Here is a 24,677-nt window from a genome sequence, read left to right on the forward strand (position 1 = left end):
TTAATTTGATCTGACATTTATATAGCGCAGGCATGATTCGCCAAGAAATAAAATGGCTGCGCTGACGAATGGCCCTTTATGCTCAGAGATTAGAAGGGCGGAAAATGATGCTGGCTGATCTCATTTTAAACAATTGAATCAAGCACTTTACGTAGCATCACAAGCATCAAATCAATTTCATCTTTAGTGACATTAAGCGCTGGCATAAAGCGTATTAGGTTAGGCCGCGGGGCATTGAGCAAAAGGCCTGCTGGCTCGAGTTCCCGAGCTTTTTCAACGATTTCATGACCAATCTCTTTACCCAGCAATAGTGCACGTAGCAGGCCCTCGCCGCGTTCGCCGGCAAAACCATACTCATTAGATAATTTCAGCAAGGCGTCACTAAAATAAGCAGCGCGTTCGCGCACGCCAGCCAAAAAATCCGCTTGACTGATATGTTCAAGTATAGCAACGCCTACAGCGCACATAAGAGGGTTGCCATTATAGGTGCCGCCCTGTTCTCCAGCCTCGAAACAAGCGACTTCATCACGCGCCAACAGCGCGGCAAGTGGCACACCGCCGCCGATGCCTTTACCTAATGTCATGATATCGGGTTCAATATCTGACCATTGGTAGGCAAAGAGTTGGCCGGTACGACCGCAGCCAGTTTGTACCTCATCGACAATTAACAGCAGATGGTGTTTTTGCGTGAGGGCGCGCAATTGCTGCATAAATTCGCGCGTGGCGCCAATCACGCCGGCTTCACCCTGCACGGGCTCTAGCATGATGGCAACGGTCTTGTCATGAATACAACGTGCAACCGATGCAATATCGTTGAGCTCAGCTTTTGGAAAGCCCGCTACTTGCGGAGCGTACATGGTGTCCCAGCCGGGTTTGCCGCTAGCAGACATGGTCGCCAATGTCCGGCCATGGAAGCTATGATTAAACGTGATAATTTCGTATGCGCCGTTTTTAAATTTACGCCCCCATTTGCGGGCTAATTTGATTGCGCCCTCATTCGCTTCAGCGCCGCTATTGGCAAAAAATACTTTCTGAAAGCAGCTAAAATCAGTCAGCAAGCCGGCAAGTTGCGCCGAGGGTGCGTTATAAAATGCTGGGCCTGGATTAATTAAGCTTTGCGCTTGTGTGGTGAGCGCGTGGATCATTGTTTTATGGCTATGGCCTAAGCAGTTCACGGCCCAACCTTGAATAAAATCGAGATAACGCTTACCTTCGCTATCGTATAACCAAGCGCCTTCGCCACGCGTAAAAACAAGCTCAGGCCGGTTAGTGATGGTCATCAGCGACTGCGTGGGGTAGTCATTAAAATGCATCTTCAAATTCCATTAAACACTGAGTTATGCGACTGGGTTCGCCAAATCTACTTCGCTGGTAAACGCATCGGCGTAAAACGCATCTTGAGGTAGGCGATGATGCGCGGTGAAATCGCGCAAAGCGCTTTCAACCATTACCGGTGCGCCGCACGCATAAACTTCATAGGCGGATAAATCGGGCAGATCTGCCACCACTGCCTGATGCACAAAGCCAGTTCGTCCGTGCCAATTGTCTTCGGCTGCCGGCTCGGATAAAACCGGCACAAAAGAAAAATTGGGCAGCGTATTGGCCCATTGCTGAGCCAGCTCAGCCAGATACAGATCTTGGCTACGGCGTGCGCCCCAATAGAGCGTGACGGGTCGCTCGATGCGCTTAAATATCATATGCTCGACGATCGCTTTGAGCGGAGCAAAGCCCGTGCCTGAGGCGAGTAAAATGATCGGCCGGGTGGTCTCTTCGCGTAAAAAGAAAGTCCCCAGCGGCCCCTCGAAGCGCAGCATATCGCGCTCCTTCATGGCGGTGAAAACATGATCAGTAAACACCCCTCCTGGCATGTGGCGAATATGTAATTCAAGCGGCCCATCATGATGCGGCGGTGTGGCAATTGAGTAGCTGCGCCGCTTACCGTCTTTTAAAATAAATTCAATATACTGGCCGGCGAAATACTGCAACTGCTGATTCGCCGGTAATTGCAAGCGCATAATCATGACATCATCAGCAATCCGCTCAAGCGCGTTGACGCGACAGGGGAGTTTTCTAGCCGGCATATCGGTTGCGCCAGCTACTTCACGCACTTCAAGTTCGAGGTCAGATTTGGGCGCCGAGCAACAAAAAAGCGCCATGCCTCGTAATTTTTCGTCATTGGACAAAGCTGAGGCTGAATGCGTTGCTTGTTCGATTTCGCCGCACAGCACTGTGCCTTTGCACGAACCGCACGCGCCGTTTTTACACCCATATGGCAAGCCAATGCCTTGCCGTAAGGCTGCTGCGAGCACGGGTTCATTAGGTTCTACTTGAAATTGCCGGCCGCTGGGCCGAAGAGTAATATTAAATGCCATAAAAAGACTGAATGTAACGAAACATTTCTAAGACCCGAATATATAATGATGCCACAATGATTCCAACCCGCAAACTTAAGCGTAAGCGAATTCTCATTATCGGCTGTGGCGATATTGGCTTGCGTTGCGCTAAGTTACTGTTGCCGCGCTACCGTGTGTTGGCCCTAACCCGTCACGCTGAGCGTTGCGTTAGTCTGCGCGCAATGGGTATTGTGCCTATCGTCGGTGACCTTGATCAACGTTCGAGTCTAAAGCGTCTTGCTGGCTTGGCAGATACCGTGCTGCAGCTAGCGCCACCCTTGCCACAAGGTAACGGTGACCCGCGTACGCGTTTCTTGCTGAGTGCCTTGGGCCGCTCATTGGCGCCGCCGGTATGGATTTATGCCAGCACAACCGGCGTTTATGGTGATTGCGACGGAGCACTGGTTGCTGAAACCCGGCCAGCGCAACCGGCCAATGCACGCTCGCTCAGGCGTATTTCAGCAGAGACTCAGCTGCGTGCAGCAGGCGCGCGCGCTGTGTTATCACTGCGTATTGTTCGCATTCCTGGCATCTATGCCGATAATCGGTTACCGCTTGCGCGCTTACAAAAAGGCATGTTCGCTCTTAATACCGAAGAAGACGTGTATACCAATCACATTCATGCTGATGATCTTGCGATGATTGTGTTGCGGATAAAGCGGCTTGGTTGCCCGCAGCGGATTATACACGCGGTGGATGATACGCAAATGAAATTAGGTGACTACTTTGATCTAGTGGCGGATGCGCACGGGTTGCCACGGCCTGCGCGGGTATCAAGCGCCCAAGCGCAGCAGTTGTTGGAACCCGGATTGCTGTCATTTATGCGTGAATCACGCCGCTTAATGAATACTAGGCTTAAAATAGAATTAGGTTATCAACTGCATTACCCGACGGTGCAGCATTTTCTGCTAGAACATATCAGCAATTCTTTTGCCGGCGGCAAACCCGAATCACGCTGATCTTTGCAGAATCGGCTATCATACTAAATTACTACTAGACTTATCATTCAGTACACTTCCTATGGATACTCAGCAGCATATCAAACAACTTGTCACCGAACATCCGGTGGTTCTTTTTATGAAAGGGAGCGCACAATTTCCAATGTGTGGCTTCTCTGGCCGTGCAGTACAGATACTTAAAGCATGCGGTGTTAGCCGTTTACATACAGTCGATGTCTTACGCGACGAAGCAATTCGGCAAGGCATCAAAGAATATTCGGATTGGCCGACGATTCCGCAGCTCTATGTCAATGGTGAATTTGTTGGCGGTTCGGACATTCTGGTAGAGATGTACCAGTCAGGTGAATTGCAACAATTATTCACAGCTGAATAGAGCTAGTGCTTAATACGGCATCTAACGCTACGTCGCGTCGCCTAGTCGTCGCCATAACAGGGGCTACGGGGGCGCTCTATGGCGTGCGTATTCTCCAAACAATACGTCGTATTGGCGGCGTCCAAACTCATTTGATTGTATCCAACGCAGGTTGGCTGAGCATTACGCATGAATTAGAACTGACCAAACCTGATCTAAACGCGCTGGCCGATGTGGTTCATAATATACGTGATGTGGGTGCCAGTATCGCGAGCGGATCATTTGCGACAGAGGGCATGATTGTTGCACCGTGTTCAATGAAAACGTTAGCAAGCATTGCTCATGGTTTTTCCGATAATTTAATTACCCGCGCGGCTGACGTGACTCTGAAAGAGCGCCGTCGTCTCTTGTTACTCGTGCGCGAAGCACCATTCAATTTGGCGCACCTACGCAATATGACGGCAGTAACTGAAATGGGTGGCGTGATTTTTCCGCCACTGCCGGCACTCTACAATAAGCCCACTACGCTTGATGAAATGGTTGACCATACCGTTGGACGGGTACTCAGTTTACTGGGTTTTGAGTCAACGCTAGCCCCAAGCTGGTCTGGCATACGTAACGCATAATACCTATCCGAACTTTTCAATAAAACTCAAAACCCTGGATTTTCTATTGACCGGGAAGAGGTCTATATAGGCTAGCGTTTACGGCAGCCTTAACAGGCTGCCATGCGTTATAGTGGCTTAGATTGAGTCAATCTCTGTAGGTTTATTTTCCAAACGGCGACGCAGGACACTATTGCGCTTACCATAACTAAAATAAATGATGAGCCCTAACGCCATCCAGATAAATAGCCGCATCCAGGTATCCGCAGGCAAACCCGCCATTAAAAATAGCGCGGCCAATGCTCCGCCTGGCGCTACTAGATAAACGGCTGGGGTTTTAAATACACGTTTGAGTTCTGGCTGGGTAATGCGCAGTACGAGCACCCCGACACAAACAATTAGAAAAGCAAATAGCGTACCAATACTCACTAATTCACTCACTAAATTAATCGGCAGTAGGCCAGCTAGCGTCATCACCACTGCGCCGGTAATCAGCGTTGTGATATAGGGGGTATGGAAACGCGGATGGATTTTCTTAGCAAAGCTTGGCAGTAAGCCATCTTTTGCTATCGTTTGAAAAATGCGCGGTTGGCTCATCAGTAAGACCAAGAGCACTGAGGTCAGCCCAAAAATCGCTCCAAGTTTGACCAGTGGCGATAACCATGGCATACCCAGCGCATCAATCCCTACAGCAATTGGATCAGGCACACTTAATTGGTCATAACGGACCACCCCGGTTAGAACATAAGCGACCAGTACATAGAGTGTGGTACAGATGACGAGCGAAGTCAGCAGTCCGAGCGGCAGATTACGGCGTGGATTTTTGGTCTCCTGCGCAACACAGGAAACCGAATCAAAACCAATATAAGCAAAAAATACCACGGCTGCACCGCGTAGCATGCCGCTCCAACCAAACTCTCCTGCTTGGCCGCTATTTGGTGGCATGAAATCACCATTAGGGTTAGCGGGCGTTATCCAGTTTGCGGTATCGACCAAGGCAAAGCCCGCCACGATAAAGGCGAGAATAATGGCTACCTTCACCACCACCATAATACTATTGACCCGTGCCGACTCTCGAATGCCAAAAATGAGCAGGAGTGTCATCAGGGCGACGACCAGAATGGCAGGCAAGTTGATCAGTGCGCCAGTATGTGTCCAGCCGGTTGCACTATCAAAGGCGAGCGGTGCTCTAGATAACACATCAGGAATATGAATGCCTAATGAATGCAGAAACCCTACGACATAACCTGACCAGCCAATGGCTACGGTAGTCGCGCCTAAACAATATTCGAGAATCAGATCCCAGCCGATGAGCCAGGCGATAAATTCACCCATGGTGGCGTAGGCATATGTATAAGCGCTACCTGCCACAGGCACCGTTGAAGCCATTTCTGCATAGCACAGGCCAGAAAAAGCGCAGACGATTGCCCCTAAAATAAAGGACAACATGATCGCTGGCCCAGCATGCGTTGCCGCTGCATGACCTGTCAATACAAAAATGCCGGCGCCGACAATGCAGCCAATACCGAGCATGGTTAAATCGAATCCAGATAAAGCTCGTTTTGGATAATGCGAGCTGCCACTGACTGCGTTGTCGTCACCCAAGGCTGCTTCAGCCTCTAACATGGCGATCGACTTTTTATTCCATAAAGTTTTCATTAAATTAGGCTAAAAGAATACTTTTGTGAGCGCTGTTTCTCTTGTGTAAAAAGGCGGATTAGAGATGATGGTTCTAACTCTATCCTAGACGATCAAATATTATACTGTATTGATTTCTCGATAGCCGGGCAAATGTTATTGCATGCTCTTGGCTTGTTAGAGTCTGACAGTGACCCGGTTTGACGAAAGCAGTTGTCAGGTCAGATTCAGTTGTTCAGTATCGATATTTGATCGAGCGCGCGGGGCTGCTGGGGGTCGACAAAGAAAATTTTCAACCTCAAAATTTGCGGGCTAAAGCAGGGATAGATACAGAAGCCGACATTCCGCTACTCCCTTTCCTCAATCTGATAGATTTTACAAGCGGTATCGCCAAACAACCGGATAATCTTGATTCTGACGTCATTAAGGTTGGAAACGGCTTCATGGATTAACGCGCGTTGATGATCGAAGATACGCACCAACGCAACGCCTTCCATTAACTGGAATATCCATCGCAAGGTAGGTGTACTGGTGGGTTTGCCCAGTTGATTGGGTAAGGTGTCAGCATAGGCCTCGAGCTTTGCACGCACTTGAAATTGTGCGAGGTTGTAGACCATGAGGCATAAGGTCATCACCATCATCAATGCAGCGATACGCTGTGGCGATTTTAAAAAGAGCGTATCCGCTAGGAAGTCAGGATTTTTCAAAAACCGAAAGCCATTCTCAACCGTTTGCTGAGCTTTGTAGTCGGCGAGAATGCGCTTGTCGGGGTAACCCTGCTTGTCACCCTCGTTGGTGGCCAGGATGAAACGCCCTTTAGTTTGCAGTAGCTTCTGGATCGCTTCGTCATTGCGCTGGATCTGAACCTGGATTTGATACCCCATACATTGTTTTGTTTCTCCCTTCTTGGGACGACCTGCTTTCTCATACTTTTCTACTGGCGCAACAGTCGGGGCCAAGATGAATAGCGGGTGCGACTTCTGTTCTCGCCTGAATGTTTTATGCGCGTCGGCTTCACACGCAAACAGCTCGGTGCTGAATTGTTTCATTTGTTTTTGCAGCGCTTGTTCTTGTTTGGTCAGGCGCTTTTGGAGAGACTGTGCTTCGCGTTGGTATGCCTGTTCTGAGAAGACGAGTAACCAGCGTTGTTGGATGCCGGCATAATCCATATCGAATGATGCATGTCGATAGCCGTCTTCCTGTTCACTCCAAGCTATTTCTTGCGTTGATTTGCTCACTAACTCCCGAGCTTCCAGGATTGTTTCTGGTACACGTGATACCCAAATGGTGTGCTCCATCTTTTTGAGGTTTTCAGCTGTGTAAAGCGCCGAATCGGCCACCCAACGCAGCGTACGGGTGCAATCAATTTCTTGGCGAAATGCATTGATGCGTTCTATTGTTTCTGGCAACACCGTCTTGTCTGAGGCGTTGCCATCGCAAGGCATCATCCATAACGGAATGCCTGAACCGCCTGCCACCGCCAATGACAGCACGACTTGTTTCAAATCAGGGCGATGGTCTTTGGAGTACCCATGAGTCACAGTAATTTCAACCGCCTCGCCTGCGTCCTCTCTTTGTTCGCTAACTCCCTCATCGCTTGCATATTTGCCATGCACAGAAAAACTCGTCGTATCCACATGCACCAACTCATCAAGAAGGTCATGTTCCAGTGCAATCTCAAAGGCCACTTCCCCGAATAGCTTGCTCGGCCCATACTGCGCTATCGCGTCCAATGCGTCTCCCAACGCATCATCATTCAAATGCCTGGCCTCAATCCCAGACCCTAATAAAGCTTCTAATGGTTTGCTTTCAAAAAACTGTGGCGTCAGATACAGTCGACGGTTCGTAAATCCCAGTCCATTCAGAATCATCGCAACGCAGGCTGTGCCATAGCTGACAATTCGCCCAGGGTGGCTAGTCAAATGCTTATCTATCCGCTGAGCAAGTTGCAAGTCCTGGCATTTCGATGCAACCAAGCCATGATGATCTAGTACATGTGTGATGATTGCTGGTGCACTTTGACCCATATTCCGCCCTCTGAAAAATCAAATGGCTATCTCAACATGATGTAAAGTGAAATTCAAGTTTTTTTGAAGGGGAGGTGGCGGAATGTCGGCAGAAGTAGGAAGCGGGAGAAATATTCGTGAGGTGCGAGCCCTAGGCCGTAGTAATGTTGCAATGGCAGAGCATTATGTGCGAAAGCGTGGGATGGTAGTAAAGTCTACAAAATAAATTTTTGTAGAACAAAAAGAGAGCAGCAAAAACTGCTGTAAGCCATAAGGTTTATGGCTCCCCGACCAGGGCTCGAACCTGGGACCTGCGGATTAACAGTCCGTCGCTCTACCGACTGAGCTATCGAGGAATAAAGAACCCGCTATTCTATTGATGGGTTCAGAAATTGTCAACTAAAACCCTGCAATTTAAGTGCAATAAGTTTCAACCTCAGTCTAATTTATGACGTTACATAATGACTACGAGCGAAGTGCAATGCCACTTATCTAGCGTGATTGCGCGTTTTATCGCTCGAGCAAGTCCAATTTATTGGGTTTATCTTTCCAATCATCCGCATCGGACAGCGGGGCTTTTGTTTTGGTAATGCTTGGCCAGTGCTTAGCGAGTTCTGCATTCAGCTCGATGAATTGCTGCTGTTCCCCAGGCAGGTCTTCTTCTGCGTAAATTGCGTTGGCTGGACACTCAGCAACACATACTGCGCAATCAATGCATTCTTCAGGATCGATCGCAAGAAAATTAGGTCCCTCACGGAAGCAATCGACCGGACACACATCAACGCAATCGGTATAGCGGCATTTGATACAATTTTCAGTTACTACATGAGTCATGCAACCCATCTCCTTGCAAAAAGAATAATGTCTTAAAGCTATTCAATCAATACAATGGCTAAAATTTATTGGTTCGCGCTCAATCTTAGCAGATTGGTAGAGCACGCCAGTATAATCTTTGTTTTAGTGTGGTTAAGTTATGAACGATTCTTCACCGTAAAACATGATTGATATTTCATCCTCTGCGCCCGTATTGTCTGGTGAGTGGAGCATACCGTTTGCCGGTATGCTCCTGTCGATTGCATTTTTGCCACTCCTCACCCCCGTTTTGTGGCACCGGCATTTTGGTAAAGTTGCTGCATTTTGGACCCTGGCATTTATTGTGCCTTATGCAGCTATATTTGGCGTACGCGCGGCCAGTCAGAGTGTCGTGCATGCCCTGGTTGCCGAATATATACCTTTTATTATATTGCTAGCGGCCCTTTATACCGTGGCTGGTGGTATTTGTGTGCGTGGTAATTTACACGGCTCACCGCGGATGAATACAGCGCTCCTGGCGCTTGGTACCGCGCTGGCTAGCTTTATGGGCACTACGGGGGCCGCGATGCTGTTGATTCGCCCCTTGCTGCGCGCTAACGATAATCGCCGGCATGTTGCGCACATTGTCATATTTTTTATATTCTTGGTCGCTAATGTGGGAGGCTCGCTCACGCCGCTTGGTGATCCGCCATTGTTCCTTGGTTTTCTGAATGGCGTCGGTTTTTTTTGGACGACGGCCCATCTCATTAAACCCATGTTGTTTGTCACCCTTTTATTGTTGGTGTTGTTCTACTTGCTTGAGCGGTATTACTTCTACCAGCGTGAAGAAGAGCGCTCGCTTTTTCTGGACCCGACACCTGATTCAGCTTCGCTTTCAATCGATGGCAAAATTAATTTTATATTGCTTGCGTTGATGCTTGGGCTGGTATTCATGAGCGGTGTTTGGAAGCCTGGTATCACTTTTAACCTCTTGGGTACGCCGGTTGCATTGCAAAATCTATTGCGTGATGCACTTTTGCTGATGGTGATTTTAGCTTCCTTGCGCTATACCCCAAAGTCAGCACGCGTGGGTAATGCCTTTGTGTGGGCGCCTATTACGGAAGTCGCAAAACTTTTTGCGAGCATATTTGTGACGATTGCACCGGTTATTGCGATTTTGCGCGCGGGTCAGACGGGTGCATTTGGTTTTGTCACGCGGCTGGTCAACGATGAGCAGGGACAGGCTATGAATGCAATGTACTTTTGGGTCACTGGGCTGCTGTCGTCTTTTCTTGATAATGCACCGACTTACTTGGTGCTATTTAATACGGCCGGCGGCGACGCCGCTCATCTGATGCAGGAAGGGGCCTCAACCTTAGCGGCCATTTCCGCCGGTGCAGTTTTTATGGGGGCGTATACCTATATTGGCAATGCCCCAAACTTTATGATCAAATCAATCGCTCAATCATCTGGCGTGCGCATGCCAAGCTTTTTAGGTTATATGGTTTGGTCAGGTGCTGTGCTGACGCCCATTTTTGCTCTAACGACATTACTTTTTTTCTGTTGAAACGATCAACTTTCACTTTATGCAGGTCAATATTTCCCGATGTCAATATTAATATTTGCGATTGCTGGTATAGGATTCGCCCTCGTGCTGATCGTTGTGTTGATGCTTTTTATGCGGCTCAGCATACGTGCTCAGTTGATCGCATTGCGCACGCGGCTGGACGATATATATAATGCACAATCCCATGCTAGTGAGTGCCTTGAGCGCGAATTACGTAGCGATGTGACTGAAACTGCACGCATGACGCGCGTAGAGTTAAATACGGGACTCGCTCAATTCCAGCAAAGTTTGTCTGCACAGTTGACCAGTATTGCTACCTTGCAAAACAATCAAATCGATTCTTTTGGGCAACAGCTCGCAAAGCTGACCGCGAGCAATACCACTCAGCTTGAAGCCATGCGATACAGCGTGCAGCAACAGGCCCAGCAGGCGCGTGAGGAACAAGGCGTAGCTCTTAAACGCTTTAGCGATACGCTTAATCAGCAGTTGTCACAACTCTCTGAAGAAAATAGCCGCCGCATCACCGAAATGCGCGCCACGCTTGAGCAAAAATTAAAAGATATCGAAACAAATAACGCGTTAAAGCTTGATGAAATGCGTCATGTGGTTGATGAAAAATTACACGCTACCCTTGAGCAGCGGTTAGGCGAGTCGTTCAAGCTGGTTGGCGAACAGCTTGAACAAGTGTATCGCGGGCTTGGTGAAATGCAAACGCTTGCAACCGGCGTTGGCGATCTGAAAAAAGTTCTGACCAATGTGAAAACACGCGGTACTTGGGGTGAAGTGCAGCTTGGCGCATTGCTTGAGCAGGTATTAACTCCTGAGCAATATGCTAAGAATGTGGTCACGGTGCCTGGTAGCAGTGAGCACGTGGAGTTTGCGCTACGCTTACCTGGCCGTTACGATAACGTAGCGGATGCGAGCGGTCTGACTACGCCGGTTTGGTTGCCGATTGATGCAAAATTTCCTCGTGCCGATTATGAGCGTTTAATCGATGCTCAAGAGTTCGCAGATCCGGTGGCACTTGAAGAAGCATCGCGCGCATTGGATGTATGCGTGCGCCAAGCGGCGCGAACGATTGCGCAAAAATACCTTGCGCCACCGCATACAACTGATTTTGGCATACTTTTTCTGCCGACAGAAGGACTCTATGCGGAAGTGCTGCGCCGTCCAGGGCTAAGCGATGCTTTACAGCGCGACTACCGGATCACTGTTGCGGGGCCTACTACCTTGACGGCATTACTGAACAGCTTGCAAATGGGGTTTCGTACCTTGGCCATAGAAAAGCGTTCGAGTGAGGTGTGGCGAGTGTTGGGGGCAGTGAAAACTGAATTTATGAAGTTTGGCGAAGTTTTGGCCAAGACGAAGTCACAATTAGAAACGGTCACGCGTTCAATTGAGGCGGCTGAAACACGTACCCGTGTTATGCATAAACAGCTACGTACGGTTGAGGCGCTACCGAGCGAGTCTGCGGCTCAGTTGTTGATGGACACTGAGTAAGCTTAGGCACTGATGTCATCCAGCGTGATCTCAATGCCGCCAACATACGAGGATACCCAGTTATAGATTTGGCACGCGAGCCATAAGAGCACAAAACCAACGGCAGCATTGATTAATAGTGCGCTAAGGAGCGTACTTATTTCAAATACGCCATAGCGCATGTAAGCTATTACCGCGCCCAATAAGACAATCGGTACCGAGAAAGTCAAGTAAATCAGGATCAAAGCTTTTGCAGCTTGGCCCGGTGCAATATAGGAGATTTGCTTTTTCATAGGGTATTTTGTCATATCAGGAAACTCCCCTTTAGGTTGAGAATTTTTTATATATTACCGAAATTTTTAGGCTTTGAGGCCGCCACTGGCCCGCTCGATTTGAGCCAGATCGCGCACTGAGCGAACCGTGCTAAAACCGTGCGCAATGAGTTGGATGCGTATCGCAGCCGCTTGATCATAGCCGTGCTCAAGCCATAGCATACCGTCGTTTGTAAGCCAGGCGCTGGCTTGGGCGATGATTGTGTGCAGGGCGGTGAGGCCGTTTGCTTGATCGGTCAGGGCCTGTCGAGGTTCAAAGCGTAGATCGCCTTGGGTTAAATGTGGGTCGTGAGCGGCGATATAGGGAGGATTGCTGACAATAACATTAAAACGCTCATGCTGTGGCAGCGCTTTATACCAGTCGCCAGCTGCAAAATGGAGAGGGCCGCCCGGCCGGTCAACGGGCAATAGGTGGTGGGCATTCCATTGGGCAATGGTCAGCGCTGCGTCTGAGCGGTCCGTGGCCGTGATGATCGCATCAGGCCGTTGGTGCGCAATGGCAATCGCAATCGCGCCGCTGCCGGTACCTAAATCGAGCACCCGTGGCGCATCGATTGATGCAATCGCGGCCAGGGCTAACTCAACCAGTAATTCTGTTTCTGGGCGTGGAATAAGCACCGCCGGGGTGATGCGAAAGTTCAATCCAAAGAATTCCCGCTGCTCAATGAGCTGTGCGATAGGTTCGCCGGCGATGCGGCGTTCTTCAAGTGCATGAAAGGCCACCACTTGGTCCACTAGCAGTCTCTGAGAGGCCCGCGTGATCAGTTCAGTGCGTTGCCAGCCAAGCACGTGAGCCAACAGGACACGTGCATCAATCGCATCAAGCGGCGACGCGCGTAGGAGTTGGCCTGGGGTGGTTGCCGGCGGGATTTTGGGCGGCATTAATTGGCGTCTCCCAGCGCGGCGAGCAAATCTGCCTGATGTTCGCTAATCAGCGTGTTAATGAGATCATCCAGATCCCCATCCATCAACGCTTCAAGTTTATGGAGCGTTAGATTAACCCGGTGATCGGTCATTCTGCCCTGTGGGAAATTATACGTGCGAATGCGTTCTGAGCGATCTCCCGAGCCAATCAAGCGCTTGCGCGTTGCCGCCTCTTTTGCTTGCTGCTCATGGTAGCGTTGGTCCTGAATGCGCGCAGCGAGCACTTTTAGGGCGCGGTCCTTATTTTTATGTTGTGAACGATCATCCTGGCACTCAACGACAATCCCGCTTGGTAGATGCGTGATGCGGACTGCTGAATCGGTTTTATTAATGTGCTGGCCGCCGGCGCCCGATGCGCGGTAAGTATCGATGCGTAGGTCAGCGGGATTGATTTCAACTTCGCCTAAGTCGTCGGCTTCTGGCATGACCGCTACCGTACAAGCAGAGGTGTGAATTCGTCCCTGCGCCTCGGTTTCTGGCACGCGTTGCACGCGATGTCCACCCGATTCAAATTTCAAACGTGAATAAGCGCCTTGACCGATGATCCGGATAATGACTTCTTTATAGCCTCCCAGTTCGGAGGGGTTTTCAGAGATGACTTCGACTTGCCAGCGTTTGCGTTCTGCATAGCGCAGATACATGCGCAGCAGCGTGCCAGCAAACAGCGCACTTTCATCACCGCCGGCTCCTGCGCGAAGTTCCAGAAAAATATTGCGCTCGTCGTTAGGGTCTTTAGGCAAGAGCATGGTTTGCAGTTCTGCCTCAAGCTGCGCCATGCGTGAGCGAGCATTGTGCAACTCGTCTTCAGCAAATGAGCGCATAGTCGCGTCCGCGAGCATTTCTTGCGCGGTTTGTTCATCAGTTAGGGCATGCTGCCATTGTGCATAATGTTCAACTAATGGCGCTAGCTCGGCATGCTCGCGCGTGAGTTTTCGGTATTGATCAAGGTCCGAAGTCACGCCTTCTTTGCTGAGTAATTGGTTTAATTCCTTAAGCCGCTGCGAGAGCTGCTCAAGTTTGTACTGCATACTTTGTTTCATAAAAATTAGGTGAGGGCAAGCGGGTGGTTTTTTATCATGAGGCTTTTATCTGCTTGGGTATCTCAATAAAATTGTTTAAAGGATTTCCGACGCATGGTCCGCTAGGCGAGATCGTTCGCCGCGTGCGAGCGTAACGTGACCGTTATGTTGCCAGCCTTTGAAGCGATCTACGACATAAGTCATGCCAGAACTGCCTTCAGTCAGATAAGGGGTGTCAATTTGTGCGATATTGCCTAGGCAAACAATTTTGGTGCCGGGTCCGGCGCGGGTGATGAGCGTTTTCATCTGCTTGGGCGTTAAATTTTGTGCTTCATCAATGATCAGGTATTTGCTGACAAAAGTGCGTCCCCGCATAAAACTCATACTCTTAAATTTTAGTCGTGAACGAATCAGATCTTGAGTTGCTGCTCGGCCCCATTCGCCCACACTGCTATCTGTTTTCTGGAGAACTTCCAGGTTGTCGTCAAAGGCGCCCATCCAGGGCAGCATTTTTTCTTCTTCAGTGCCTGGCAAAAAACCAATATCCTCACCTACTGGCACGGTCGCCCGGGTAACGATAATTTCGTTATAACGCTTGTCATCAAGCACCTGCACTAAACCCGCTGCCAGCGCGATTAAAGTCTTACCCGTACCTGCTTGACCTAACAAGGTGACAAAATCAACGTCTGGGTCCATCAGCAAATTTAAGGCAAAGTTTTGTTCGCGGTTGCGTGCCGTGATGCCCCACACATTATTTTTATAATGGTTATAGTCGCGCAAGGTTTGTAAAAGCGCAGTTTTGCCATTAATTTCACGTACCTGTGCGTGTAACCCTAGTTCGCCGTTATTGGGCTCAAAATAAACAAATTGGTTAATGAGGAATGATGCGCATTGTGGGCCGGTGATTCTGTAAAGCGTGGTGCCGGTCTTCGTATCTTGCCAGCTTTCCATGCCTTTACCATGGGTGCTCCAAAAGTCAGGCGCCAGCGCCAACATGCCGGAATACAGAAGATCTTTGTCTTCAAGCACCTGATCATTGAAATAATCTTCAGCCGGTAAGCCAAGTGCATGCGCTTTAATACGCATGTTGATGTCTTTTGACACCAAGATAACCTGTTGCTCAGGATGCTTATTTTGTAGAGCATAGACAACGCTAAGGATCTGATTATCTGCCTTACCAGGGGGTAAACCATCAATTGGGGCAAAGGGTTGCAGCTGCGTTTGGAAAAAAAGATGGCCGCCGGCTTCACGATGTCCAAGGCGTGCCAAAGGGATACCGGTAGTGAGCAAATTACTGGCATTGGCGACCAATGCGTCGAGCGTGCGGCTTGCTTGACGCGCGTTGCGGGCGACTTCCGACATGCCTTTTTTGTGGTCATCAAGCTCTTCGAGCGTCATCATTGGCAGATAAATGTCGTGCTCTTCGAAGCGAAATAGGCTTGAAGGATCGTGCATTAAGACATTGGTATCCAGCACAAAAAGTTTACGAGCAAGATTGGCTGACGTTTGCTGATGAGCCGGCTGAGCGCCACGCGTGCGGCGGCGGGGCGGCGTGTTGGCGGCAAGAGGCGCCGGCGTGCTGTTTGGGGGCCGTGGCACAGAGGCAACACTGGGCGCAGGCGCCGCTTTTTCTTTTTGGGGCTGTTTTACCGTATCTTTTTGGGGTTGTTTTACAGTACGAGCCTTGGCTTGATACGTGTCAAGCGGTAATTGGCTACCAAGTTTGGTTGGCGCGGTCGGCAAAGGCATGGTCTTCCTTGATATTCAGTACATAGATTTTACGCTTTTGCGAGCGCTTGCACAGCGTGTAATACTTCCTCAACGTGTCCCGGTACTTTGACGCCGCGCCATAAGTGGCGCAAGATGCCTTGCGTATCGAGCAAGAAGGTCGAGCGTTCGATGCCTCGCACTTCTTTACCATACATGTTTTTGAGCTTAATGACGTCAAACAGCGAGCAGAGTTCTTCTTGCGCATCTGAAATCAAGATAAAGGGCAAATTGTGCTGGGTTTTAAAATTCTGATGAGATTTTAAGCTGTCACGAGAAATGCCGATAATTTCGGTGTTTGCTTGGCTAAATTGGGCATAAGCATCCCGGAAATCCTGACTCTCGGTGGTACAGCCTGGGGTGTTGTCTTTAGGATAAAAGTACAGCACCAGATTTTTCCCACGTAGGCTGCTGAGCGAGAGTTCGCCGTCTAATCCGGTTAAGGTACTGCTAATAGCGGCTGCACTGAATTCTGGCACGGCTTGATGAAGAGCGACGGACATCAAAATTCTCCTGTTTTTACGTTGCGATAAGACAACAGTTTGGGTTAGGGCTGCACAATCAATTCGCCAGAGCGTCCAGGGACTTCCCCCCAACTGACAGGGTGCAAGGGTAATCTATCGAGCTTAAGCGTTGCATAATAATCAGCCAAGGCAACTAATGAGTGGCCTTGTGCGCGCCAACCAGCAAGCAGTTCGGCAAAAGCCGGCGCGAGTTTTTGCCCTTCTAATTCTGCATGTAGGGTGAAGACTTGAGCCGTATCCTGACCGGCTTGTTCTGGCTCAGTCAGCGCGAGCAATTGGCGCACGACTTCAGCCGCGCTGGCACCATTGACCCCTAATTTCTCATCGAAGGTGGGCAAGGTTGTTGGCAGTTGGACATGGGCTAGCGGCTGGCCACCCAGCGTTGGCCGGTATGGACTGTGGCCGCGGCCGTCGGACGCATAGGCCATCTGCCAAGCGTCAATTTGGGCAAAAGCAGATTCATTCATTTGCCAGCCGGCGGCGCCGTGAGTCGCTGGCGCTGAGCCAAAAATTTCTATAAAGCGCGCGTAGCTTTTTTGCATCTGGGCTAGCGTCCAGTCACGTTCGCGCTGACGCACATTGTCTTGCCAGCGGACATGATCCCAGGTGTGAATGCCACATTCAAAACCAGCATCGCGCACGGCGCGCATTTCAGCTGCTGCTCGGCGGCCAATATCTGGGCCGGGTAACAATACGCCATACAAGAGGGTTTTTAAACCATAGTGTTCGAGCACTGAAGTGCGTGATACTTTTTTTAAAAAGCCTGGGCGTAGCGCCCGACGCAATGCCCAGCCGGTATGATCCGGACCCAGGCTAAACAAGAAGGTCGCCCGCGCGTTAGCGCGCTCTAATAAACGAGCGAGCGCTGGCACGCCTTCACGCGTGCCGCGCAACGTATCAACGTCGATTTTGAGGGCGATCTGAGCCACTGAACGGTCAACTAGGCAGTTAGAGTGTGTGCTTCGGCAGCATGGCTGCGGTAGGCGTTGAAAATTTTGCGCAAGGCCGCATCCATGCCAATGGTGGGCTTCCAGTTAAGTTCAGCGCTGGTGTTATCAATGCTTGGCACGCGATTTTGTACATCTTGATAGCCGTCGCCATAGTATGCGCCTGACGAAGTTTCAACCAGCTTGACTTGCTCTGCGTTAGCCGCGTATTCGGGAAACTCAGCGGCGAGTTTGAGCATCATCTGCGCGAGTTCTCGCACTGAGAAATTGTTCTTAGGGTTGCCAATATTGTAGATTTTGCCAAGCGCCACGTCGGCCGGGTTCTCAATCATGCGCACGAGGGCGTCAATGCCATCATCAATATCCGTAAAAGCACGTTTTTGCAGGCCGCCATCGACTAGATTGATGGCCTCGCCACGCAAGATATGGCCGAGGAATTGAGTCACCACGCGTGAGCTACCTTCTTTCTGGGTGTGGATTGAGTCGAGTCCAGGGCCAATCCAGTTGAACGGCCGAAACAAAGTAAAGCGCAATCCTTCTTGCATACCGTAGGCCCAAATCACACGATCCATCAATTGCTTTGAGCAAGCATAGATCCACCGTGGTTTATTAATTGGACCATAGGTGAGAGCTGAGCTTTGCGGATCGAATTCGCTGTCCGCGCACATGCCATAGACTTCTGAGGTTGACGGAAAGACGAGATGTTTGCCGTATTTAACGGCTGAGCGAACGATGGGTAAATTGGCTTCAAAATCCAGCTCAAATACACGCAATGGCTGTTTGACATAAGTCGCAGGCGTAGCAATCGCAACCAGCGGCAGAATCACGTCGCATTTGCGGATATGGTATTCAACCCATTCTTTATTGATCGTGATATCGCCTTCAAAGAAATGCATTCTCTCGTGTTGAGTGAGATCCCCCAGGCGATCCGCCTGCATATCCATACCAAACACTTCCCAATCGGTTGTGCTGAGAATACGCTTAGATAAATGATGGCCAATGAAGCCATTGACACCCAAAATGAGAACTTTTTTCATGAAATCAAAAACAAGAAATATGGAGAGGCATCTAAAGAGAGCATCCGTAGGCTAAGTATTCGTCATCTCTGTGAGCTCAGCCGAGCTAATAGAGCGTCCTTGGTGCTGCAAATCGTGAATAGCAATAGCACGGCCATCGCCGCATATGCCAAATAGCGTATTATCCACTATCTGTAGGCCTGGCGGCAAATCAGGGCAGGTTAACTGATCAACTGCGACGAGCCGGGCGCGGGCAATGACGAGGCGTTTGCCATTTATTTCAGTAAAGGCGCCAGGGTAAGGCGGGGCCACCGCGCGAATTAAATTATAGACCGTCTGTGCGGGCTGGCGCCAGTCGATACGCCCGTCTTCGGGTTTACGGGCGCCGAAATAACTGCCATTGGCGAGAATGTTTGGCAGCCGAGGCGCTGTGCCTGAAAGTAATGCCGGTAAACTATTCCATAGCGTTTGCTCGGCGGCAACGGTGACTTTATCGAAGACTTGGGCTGCGGTGTCATCCGGTAAGATAGGCACAGCCGTTTGGGCCACGATCGCGCCCGCGTCAGGTTTGGCGGTCATTTCATGTAGTGTCGCGCCAGTTTGCGTTTCACCCTGCACGATGGCCCAGTTGACGGGTACGCGGCCGCGATATTTCGGTAAAAGTGAGCCATGCATATTAAATGCGCCTTGGCGCGCCAGTGCCAGCAGTTCAGGGCTTAGCATCTGCCGATAATAAAAAGAAAAAATAAAATCGGCGTTGGCGGCGCGTACCGCTGCGAGTAGTTCGTTGGCATGTCCATCTGTGGGCATGAGAGTGGGCAGTCGGTGTTCGGCTGCGAGCGCAGCAACGCTGTCAAACCAGATATTTTCAGCCGGATTATCTTGATGCGTTACGACCAAGGCCACTTCCACGCCGCGCGCCAGCAACACTTGCAAACAACGCACCCCAACTTGATGATAGGCGAAGACAACAGCGCGCACGGTCATGATTGGCTAGGGGTTGTATGCGTATGATGGTTCGTTTCAAGCATGGTTTGGACCAAATAACGCGGCCGTGCGCGCACTTGTTGATAGATGCGCCCGATATATTCGCCAAGCAACCCCAACGCAAGAATAATCACCCCAAATAGAAAGAACGTAATCGCAAATAGCGTGAATACGCCTTGTACTTCCGCGCCAACGATGAAGCGGCGCACCATCAGCAAGATAAAGAGTGCGGCCGAACCCAGCGACAGGAAGATGCCGATGAATGATAGCCATTGCAATGGCGCCACCGAGAAACCTGTGACTAGATCGAAATTAAGCCGCATCAGGCTATAAAATGAATATTTCGATGTGCCAGCAAAGCGCTCTTCATGCGCTACTTCGATTTCTACCGGGCGTTGTGCAAAAGTATAAGCGAGGGCCGGGATAAAAGTATTCAACTCACCGCAGCGATTAATGGTATCGACAATATGGCGGCTATAGGCGCGCATCATGCACCCTTGATCTGTCATGCGGATATGCGTGATACGCTCGCGCAGTTGATTCATCGCGCGTGAGGCTTTACGGCGCCACAGGCTATCTTGCCGCTGATGGCGGATAGTGCCAACATAATCGTGGCCTTCGCGCATTTTTTGCACGAGCTTGCCGATTTCTTCTGGCGGATTTTGTAAATCGGCATCAAGTGTCACAATGATTTCACCGCGCGCAGCCTCAAAGCCAGCAAGTATGGCCATATGCTGTCCATAGTTGCCGTTGAGTAAAATCACGCGCGTGTTATCGGGCTGTGCGCGAAACTGGTCAGCGAGTAAGGCTGCCGACTGATCTTGGCTGCCATCGTTCACAAAAATGACTTCATAGGGTAGCGCGAGCGCGTCCAGGGCTTTATATAGACGATCAAATAATGCGCTAAGCCCAGCTTCTTCGTTATAAACCGGGATAACAACGGATAATTCAGGTGTTTTCATGTGACTGGATGAGATGAATATTGTTCGCAAATTTCATTAACTGCGGCCACGACCCGTTTGACCTCATGCCGCGGCATGGATGGAAAAAGAGGCAAGGTCACAATTCCAGCGCCAATGCGCTCGGCATGTGGAAACATATTAACGGTGAAACCGCGTGCTCGATACAATTTGAAAAGGTGAATCGCGGGATAGTGCACGCCGCTGCCAATGCCTCGTGCGTGTAGTTCAGCCATAAAGCCAGCACGGTCAAGTGTGAGCGCTGACAGCGGCAGCACAATCTGAAACATATGCCAATTGGTATGCTCAAAATCATAGGGCGGTAACTCTACGCCGAGCGCCACTGCCGCCCCGTTAGCAAAGTGTTCAAAATACTCTCGAGCGAGCTCGCGCCGCTGCTCGGTAAAGCGTGCTAAATGCGGCATTTGTCCCAGGCCGACACGGGCGGCGACATCGCTCAGATTAAATTTGCCGCCAAGGACATCAACCTCCATGCCGTCAAAGCCGCTACGGGTCACGCCCTGTAGGCGGTACTTCTGTGCTAAAGATGCTTCGGCCTCATCATTGAGCACTAACGCGCCGCCTTCAATTGAAGTCAGATTTTTATTCGCATGAAAACTAAAGGACACCAAATCACCCATGGCGCCAATGCGTTGGCCGCCCCAGCTTGAGCCAAGCGCTTGAGCGGCGTCTTCAATCACCCGCAGCCCGTGTGCGCGCGCAATCGCGTATAGCCGATCCATATCGACTGGCAGCCCGGCGAGGTAAACTGGCATGAGCGCTTTAGTACGGGGCGTGATTGCTTGTTCGAGCAAATTAAGGTCAAGGTTGCGCGTGAGCGGGTCGATATCAACAAAAACAGGTGTTGCGCCAACTTCGATAATCGTATTACTGGTCGCCACCCAGGAGAGCGGAGTTGTGATGACTTCGTCACCTGGGCCTACTCCTGCGATGCGCAAGCCGATTGCAAGTGTTGCGGTGCCAGAATTGAAAGTCCGTACCGGACGTCCGCCGACATAATCGGATAAGGCTGCCTCAAAAGCGAGATTTTGGGGGCCAGTTGTAATCCAGCCGCTGCGCAAAACATCGGCAACGCCAGCGATTGTTTCTTCATCGATCGTTGGGCGAGTAAAAGGCAGAAACTCCTGACTCATCAAGATATCCTTTACGAATTAAGTAATGGGGCGTAGTGAGTAATGATCATTGCGTAGCCGGCGCATTAACCGCGTGCGAGGACATAAACGCCAAGCAAAATGATGCCTGTACCTACTAAGCGCTGTAACGTCAGCGTCTCACCGAAGAAATAAGCGGCCAGCAGTGCATTCAACACATAGCCAAGCGATAACATTGGATAGGCGATTGACACATCAACTCGTGATAAGCCAACGATCCACACTACGAGGCTGAAAGCATAACAGACCAGGCCGCCGATAATAGGCCATTGCGCCATCAACTGTAGCCCGACGGGTACAATATTTGCTCGGCTGAACTCGAATGGGCTGACGGCATTGACGCCGGCTTTAAGTAAGAGTTGGGCGCTGGTGTTGAGTAACACGCCGCCTAAAATGCAGGATAAAGCGATTCGATTCATGCGCAGGATTCAGGAAAAGGATTAAAGTCGGATTCTAATCCTTTTCTGAGGCAACGCGAGACGGTCGAAAGCAGATCAAGCAATGTGGCTGCATATTGCGCCGTACCTTGGTAATCAGTCTAAGGCTCATAATCATGCCATTACCTGGCTGCTCAGTATTCATTGCTAAAGCGGGCAGGGAGAGCACTCTTAGCTTGGATCTTGAAGAACGGCTGCAAAAAGTTTTTCAAAAGCGCTAGGGTTTGCATGCAATGCTTTTTTCGCTTGCTGAATTTCTGCTAAATCGAAGCCAACAATAGAGACAACACTCTCATTGCTCCCTATCATTTCCACTAGTCGATCGGTAAGATCGGTGTTTGAAAGAATTTCTGGGACTTGCGATTCACGACCCAATTTATACCCATTTTTTTTCGATAATGCGAAGAAATGGTCAGTCTGATGCACAATTAGGCTTTCATAGCCTTTAAAGTCGGATGAATCGTTTTTATTAAATGGTGTTAGAGCTAATGGGAGTTTTAGTTTGTAGACTTGATTGACTATGTCAATGACACGCATTACTTCTTTGAGCTCTCCTAGAATGCCATGGTGTTCTTTATATTCATGGAAATTCATTCTGTTAGCATCTTCCAATCTAGACTCATTGAATTCTTTTTCCAATTCCTTTAATTTGGCTTCTTTGTCTTTAGTCGATTTGTAAAACTTCAAAAATGCCTGGTACTGTTTTTCTGTAATATAGTGAGATTTGAATGCTCTAGCTTTAGCCGCTTTAGATTGTTCACTGTTATTAGGAGTTTTATCGTTCTTGGCAGCATAAATAAGCATCATATATTTTTCATAAGCCTCCGGTGTGATGAAAATTTCACCTAAAGCTTTATTGACTGCATCGATAGCGCAGTTGTTTCTGTTGGTTATATCTTCAAAGTAGGAGGGTGTTGTGATCTCAGAGTGTTGCGCTTCCCCTTCCCCAGCGCCACCTCCACCCCCACAAGCAACAATAAATAGTTGAAAAAATATTATTAAAGAAGATTTAAGGATTTTCATAAAAACCTCATCAGATCTAATCTATTTATCGTTATGCTGGCTTAGCAATAATCACGCGATGCGGATCACGCGCGATCACTCGCATTGGCACTCCGCGCGCAGCAAGTGACTCATAAAGTGACACAGGCAATAATGCAAACGCGTACCGCTCTTGTTGCCAGCGTTGAATCCAGAGTTCGAGTGTGGCTACCCATTTGTGCGGTTCTTGCTCAATGCCAAAACGTAGTTCATCTGGATGCTCAACCATGATCATGGTGCGGCGTAAATAAAACGGCATCGTGTGATCGAGCATCGTGACCGAATAAAACGGCGTATTAGCCGGCGCTTTTAAGAACTCGGCTTGTACGGTGCTGGCGAGTGGGGCGCCAGAGCTTATCCGGCCGAACACGTCATGGGCGTTGCCGGCAATGGTGGTGGCCGCTAACCAGCCGCAGGCATAAACGAATAGTGCCTGCATGGTTGCTGAGGGTTTATTGCGCGCGTTAATCCATGCAGATAGAGCAATGCCGATCAAGGCGGCGGCGAGCGCGAGGTAAACCCAGCTTTGATAATTGCGATAAAGTGCATTTTCGGCTGGTGTACTGCCTAAATGGCCCAAATATAATGCGCCGGCGCAGCCAAATATAATGAGTACGGTTTGGCCGATCAGATGACGGCGCCATTGCGTTTTCTCAATCAAAGGTAAATAGCGGCCAAGCAAAAGTGCTATCGCAGGCGCGATTGGCAAGATGTAGGAAATCAGCTTTGAATGCGAAGCACTAAAGAAAACAAAAATGAAAGTTGACCAAACCAGCAGCAGTTTGACTGGCGAGAAACCATTCGACTGCGGTGAGGATTTTAGTGCATGCCGTACACTTTGCCAAAGGATTGATAGCCATGGCAAAAAACCAATCATGAGCACTGGTACGAAATAATAAAATGCCCCAGGGCGGTTCTGTTCGGGTGTTAAGTAGCGGCGAAATTGCTGAACAATAAAGAAAAACTCGAAAAATGCAGGATGGCGTTGTTGAATCAGCACGAACCATGGCACTGTAATGGCCGCAAAGATCAAGCCGCCGCTTATCAAATGAAGCCGCTTCCAGAGGGCCCAATCGCGCGTGATTAGGGTATATAAAACGAGTACCGCACTGGGTAAGACCGCGCCAATTAATCCCTTACTTAATACCGCCAGTGCGATTGACGCCCAGCACAACCACATCCAATTGCGCATCGCAGTGGCTGAAATCCCTGGACGCTGCGCTAGCAATAACGCACATAAACCCGCTTGCATCCAAAATGCTAACCCCATGTCAAGCACATTGAAATGCCCAAGCAAATTCCAATAGGGCGCTGAGGCAAGTGCAAGTGCTGCAAAAAATCCCGCGCGCGCGCCAAAAATGCGTGCGCCAGTAAACCCTGCTAACAGCACGCCGCTAAAGCCACACAATGCTGTGTACAGGCGCGCTTGCCAATCGCCAATGCCGAACCAAGCGAACGTCGCGGCGTTAAACCAAGTTTGCAGTGGCGGTTTCTCAAAATAGAGGTAACCATTGTAGCGTGGCGTGACCCAATCGCCGCTTACTAACATTTCCCGCGCTATCTCGGCATAACGACCCTCATCGGACGGCACCAAATGGCGGATATTTAATTGCATAAACCAGATCAGTGCGAAGAGGACGCACAACACAAGCAAAGTCGTGCGGGAGAAGGGCTGTGATGAAGAAGTGTCATGCATAAATATATACGCGTAAGGGAGTTAGGATTTGGCTGTCTGAATATGTCGGCTTTTATTGTGTCTCA

The 24,677-nt window shown here is 49.8% G+C and carries 23 protein-coding genes and 1 tRNA gene; 5 read left to right on the top strand and 19 right to left on the bottom strand.

All coding sequences use genetic code 11. From position 1 onward, the window contains the following. Positions 1 to 125: 125 nt before the first annotated feature. The gene (locus tag KMZ15_RS01675; RefSeq protein WP_223693497.1) at positions 126 to 1,313 is read right to left on the bottom strand and encodes an acetylornithine transaminase; all 1,188 of its coding nucleotides are present in this window, start codon (positions 1,311 to 1,313) and stop codon (positions 126 to 128) included. Between the two features lie 24 nt (positions 1,314 to 1,337). Then, entirely contained in the window at positions 1,338 to 2,372 is a 1,035-nt protein-coding gene (locus KMZ15_RS01680; RefSeq protein ID WP_223693499.1) for a CDP-6-deoxy-delta-3,4-glucoseen reductase, read from the bottom strand. A gap of 56 nt (positions 2,373 to 2,428) precedes the next feature. On the opposite strand from KMZ15_RS01680, the gene KMZ15_RS01685 reads away from it, so the two are divergent. The 3 genes from KMZ15_RS01685 (at position 2,429) to KMZ15_RS01695 (ending at position 4,330) form a co-directional block, all read left to right on the top strand. Further along, a complete protein-coding gene (locus KMZ15_RS01685) occupies positions 2,429 to 3,352 on the top strand; it encodes an NAD-binding protein (protein ID WP_223693501.1) in 924 nt (307 codons plus the stop codon). A 61-nt stretch (positions 3,353 to 3,413) separates the two neighbouring features. Continuing rightward, positions 3,414 to 3,725, top strand: coding sequence for a Grx4 family monothiol glutaredoxin (gene grxD, locus KMZ15_RS01690; protein WP_223693504.1), 312 nt, complete (start codon positions 3,414 to 3,416; stop codon positions 3,723 to 3,725). 5 nt (positions 3,726 to 3,730) lie between these two features. After that, on the top strand, positions 3,731 to 4,330 hold the full coding sequence (locus KMZ15_RS01695) for a UbiX family flavin prenyltransferase (RefSeq protein ID WP_223693507.1): 600 nt from the start codon (positions 3,731 to 3,733) through the stop codon (positions 4,328 to 4,330). Positions 4,331 to 4,447: 117 nt separating this feature from the next. Here the strand turns inward: KMZ15_RS01695 and KMZ15_RS01700 are convergent, their stop codons facing one another. From KMZ15_RS01700 to fdxA, 4 genes are all read right to left on the bottom strand, one after another. Next, positions 4,448 to 5,968 (bottom strand): amino acid permease, encoded by a 1,521-nt coding sequence (locus tag KMZ15_RS01700; protein WP_223693510.1) that lies wholly within the window; start codon positions 5,966 to 5,968, stop codon positions 4,448 to 4,450. A 326-nt stretch (positions 5,969 to 6,294) separates the two neighbouring features. Next, a complete protein-coding gene (locus tag KMZ15_RS01705) occupies positions 6,295 to 7,974 on the bottom strand; it encodes an IS1634 family transposase (protein WP_223691866.1) in 1,680 nt (559 codons plus the stop codon). Between the two features lie 259 nt (positions 7,975 to 8,233). Continuing rightward, positions 8,234 to 8,309: transfer RNA gene (locus KMZ15_RS01710), tRNA-Asn, on the bottom strand. Positions 8,310 to 8,463: 154 nt separating this feature from the next. After that, positions 8,464 to 8,787 (bottom strand): ferredoxin FdxA, encoded by a 324-nt coding sequence (fdxA, locus tag KMZ15_RS01715; RefSeq protein WP_223693513.1) that lies wholly within the window; start codon positions 8,785 to 8,787, stop codon positions 8,464 to 8,466. Positions 8,788 to 8,950: 163 nt separating this feature from the next. On the opposite strand from fdxA, the gene KMZ15_RS01720 reads away from it, so the two are divergent. Both KMZ15_RS01720 and KMZ15_RS01725 read left to right on the top strand, forming a co-directional pair. Next, positions 8,951 to 10,312: a sodium:proton antiporter gene (locus tag KMZ15_RS01720; RefSeq protein WP_223693515.1), complete on the top strand. Its 1,362-nt coding sequence runs from the start codon at positions 8,951 to 8,953 to the stop codon at positions 10,310 to 10,312. A 102-nt stretch (positions 10,313 to 10,414) separates the two neighbouring features. Continuing rightward, entirely contained in the window at positions 10,415 to 11,812 is a 1,398-nt protein-coding gene (locus tag KMZ15_RS01725) for a DNA recombination protein RmuC (protein WP_223694639.1), read from the top strand. A 2-nt stretch (positions 11,813 to 11,814) separates the two neighbouring features. Here the strand turns inward: KMZ15_RS01725 and KMZ15_RS01730 are convergent, their stop codons facing one another. The 13 genes from KMZ15_RS01730 to KMZ15_RS01790 all read right to left on the bottom strand — a co-directional run bounded on the left by KMZ15_RS01730 (position 11,815) and on the right by KMZ15_RS01790 (position 24,612). Continuing rightward, on the bottom strand, positions 11,815 to 12,084 hold the full coding sequence (locus KMZ15_RS01730; RefSeq protein ID WP_223693517.1) for a DUF3566 domain-containing protein: 270 nt from the start codon (positions 12,082 to 12,084) through the stop codon (positions 11,815 to 11,817). Positions 12,085 to 12,150: 66 nt separating this feature from the next. Further along, positions 12,151 to 13,005: a peptide chain release factor N(5)-glutamine methyltransferase gene (gene prmC, locus KMZ15_RS01735; protein WP_223693519.1), complete on the bottom strand. Its 855-nt coding sequence runs from the start codon at positions 13,003 to 13,005 to the stop codon at positions 12,151 to 12,153. Then, entirely contained in the window at positions 13,005 to 14,087 is a 1,083-nt protein-coding gene (gene prfA / locus KMZ15_RS01740; protein WP_223693521.1) for a peptide chain release factor 1, read from the bottom strand. The genes prmC and prfA overlap by 1 nt, the downstream gene beginning before the upstream one ends. 75 nt (positions 14,088 to 14,162) lie before the next feature. Beyond that, positions 14,163 to 15,815 carry a PhoH family protein gene (locus KMZ15_RS01745; RefSeq protein ID WP_223693524.1) on the bottom strand — a complete coding sequence of 551 codons (1,653 nt, stop codon included), beginning with the start codon at positions 15,813 to 15,815 and terminating at the stop codon, positions 14,163 to 14,165. Positions 15,816 to 15,844: 29 nt separating this feature from the next. Then, positions 15,845 to 16,336: a peroxiredoxin gene (locus KMZ15_RS01750; protein ID WP_223693526.1), complete on the bottom strand. Its 492-nt coding sequence runs from the start codon at positions 16,334 to 16,336 to the stop codon at positions 15,845 to 15,847. Positions 16,337 to 16,380: 44 nt separating this feature from the next. Continuing rightward, entirely contained in the window at positions 16,381 to 17,286 is a 906-nt protein-coding gene (locus tag KMZ15_RS01755; protein ID WP_223693528.1) for a polysaccharide deacetylase family protein, read from the bottom strand. 11 nt (positions 17,287 to 17,297) lie between these two features. Continuing rightward, positions 17,298 to 18,341: a bifunctional UDP-4-keto-pentose/UDP-xylose synthase gene (locus KMZ15_RS01760; RefSeq protein ID WP_223693530.1), complete on the bottom strand. Its 1,044-nt coding sequence runs from the start codon at positions 18,339 to 18,341 to the stop codon at positions 17,298 to 17,300. Between the two features lie 51 nt (positions 18,342 to 18,392). Continuing rightward, positions 18,393 to 19,307, bottom strand: a complete 915-nt coding sequence (locus KMZ15_RS01765) for a formyltransferase (RefSeq protein ID WP_223693533.1) — start codon at positions 19,305 to 19,307, stop codon at positions 18,393 to 18,395. Then, entirely contained in the window at positions 19,304 to 20,269 is a 966-nt protein-coding gene (locus KMZ15_RS01770; RefSeq protein ID WP_223693536.1) for a glycosyltransferase, read from the bottom strand. The genes KMZ15_RS01765 and KMZ15_RS01770 overlap by 4 nt, the downstream gene beginning before the upstream one ends. After that, positions 20,266 to 21,420: a DegT/DnrJ/EryC1/StrS aminotransferase family protein gene (locus KMZ15_RS01775; RefSeq protein WP_223693538.1), complete on the bottom strand. Its 1,155-nt coding sequence runs from the start codon at positions 21,418 to 21,420 to the stop codon at positions 20,266 to 20,268. Before KMZ15_RS01775 ends, KMZ15_RS01770 begins: the two co-directional genes overlap by 4 nt. A 65-nt stretch (positions 21,421 to 21,485) precedes the next feature. After that, positions 21,486 to 21,857: an SMR family transporter gene (locus KMZ15_RS01780; protein WP_223693540.1), complete on the bottom strand. Its 372-nt coding sequence runs from the start codon at positions 21,855 to 21,857 to the stop codon at positions 21,486 to 21,488. Between the two features lie 189 nt (positions 21,858 to 22,046). Next, complete coding sequence (locus KMZ15_RS01785; RefSeq protein WP_223693542.1) at positions 22,047 to 22,898, bottom strand: hypothetical protein; 852 nt, start codon at positions 22,896 to 22,898, stop codon at positions 22,047 to 22,049. Positions 22,899 to 22,929: 31 nt separating this feature from the next. Next, complete coding sequence (locus KMZ15_RS01790; protein ID WP_223693544.1) at positions 22,930 to 24,612, bottom strand: glycosyltransferase family 39 protein; 1,683 nt, start codon at positions 24,610 to 24,612, stop codon at positions 22,930 to 22,932. Positions 24,613 to 24,677 lie beyond the last annotated feature (65 nt).

The organism is Mycoavidus sp. HKI (assembly GCF_020023735.2).
Lineage (GTDB): Bacteria > Pseudomonadota > Gammaproteobacteria > Burkholderiales > Burkholderiaceae > Mycoavidus.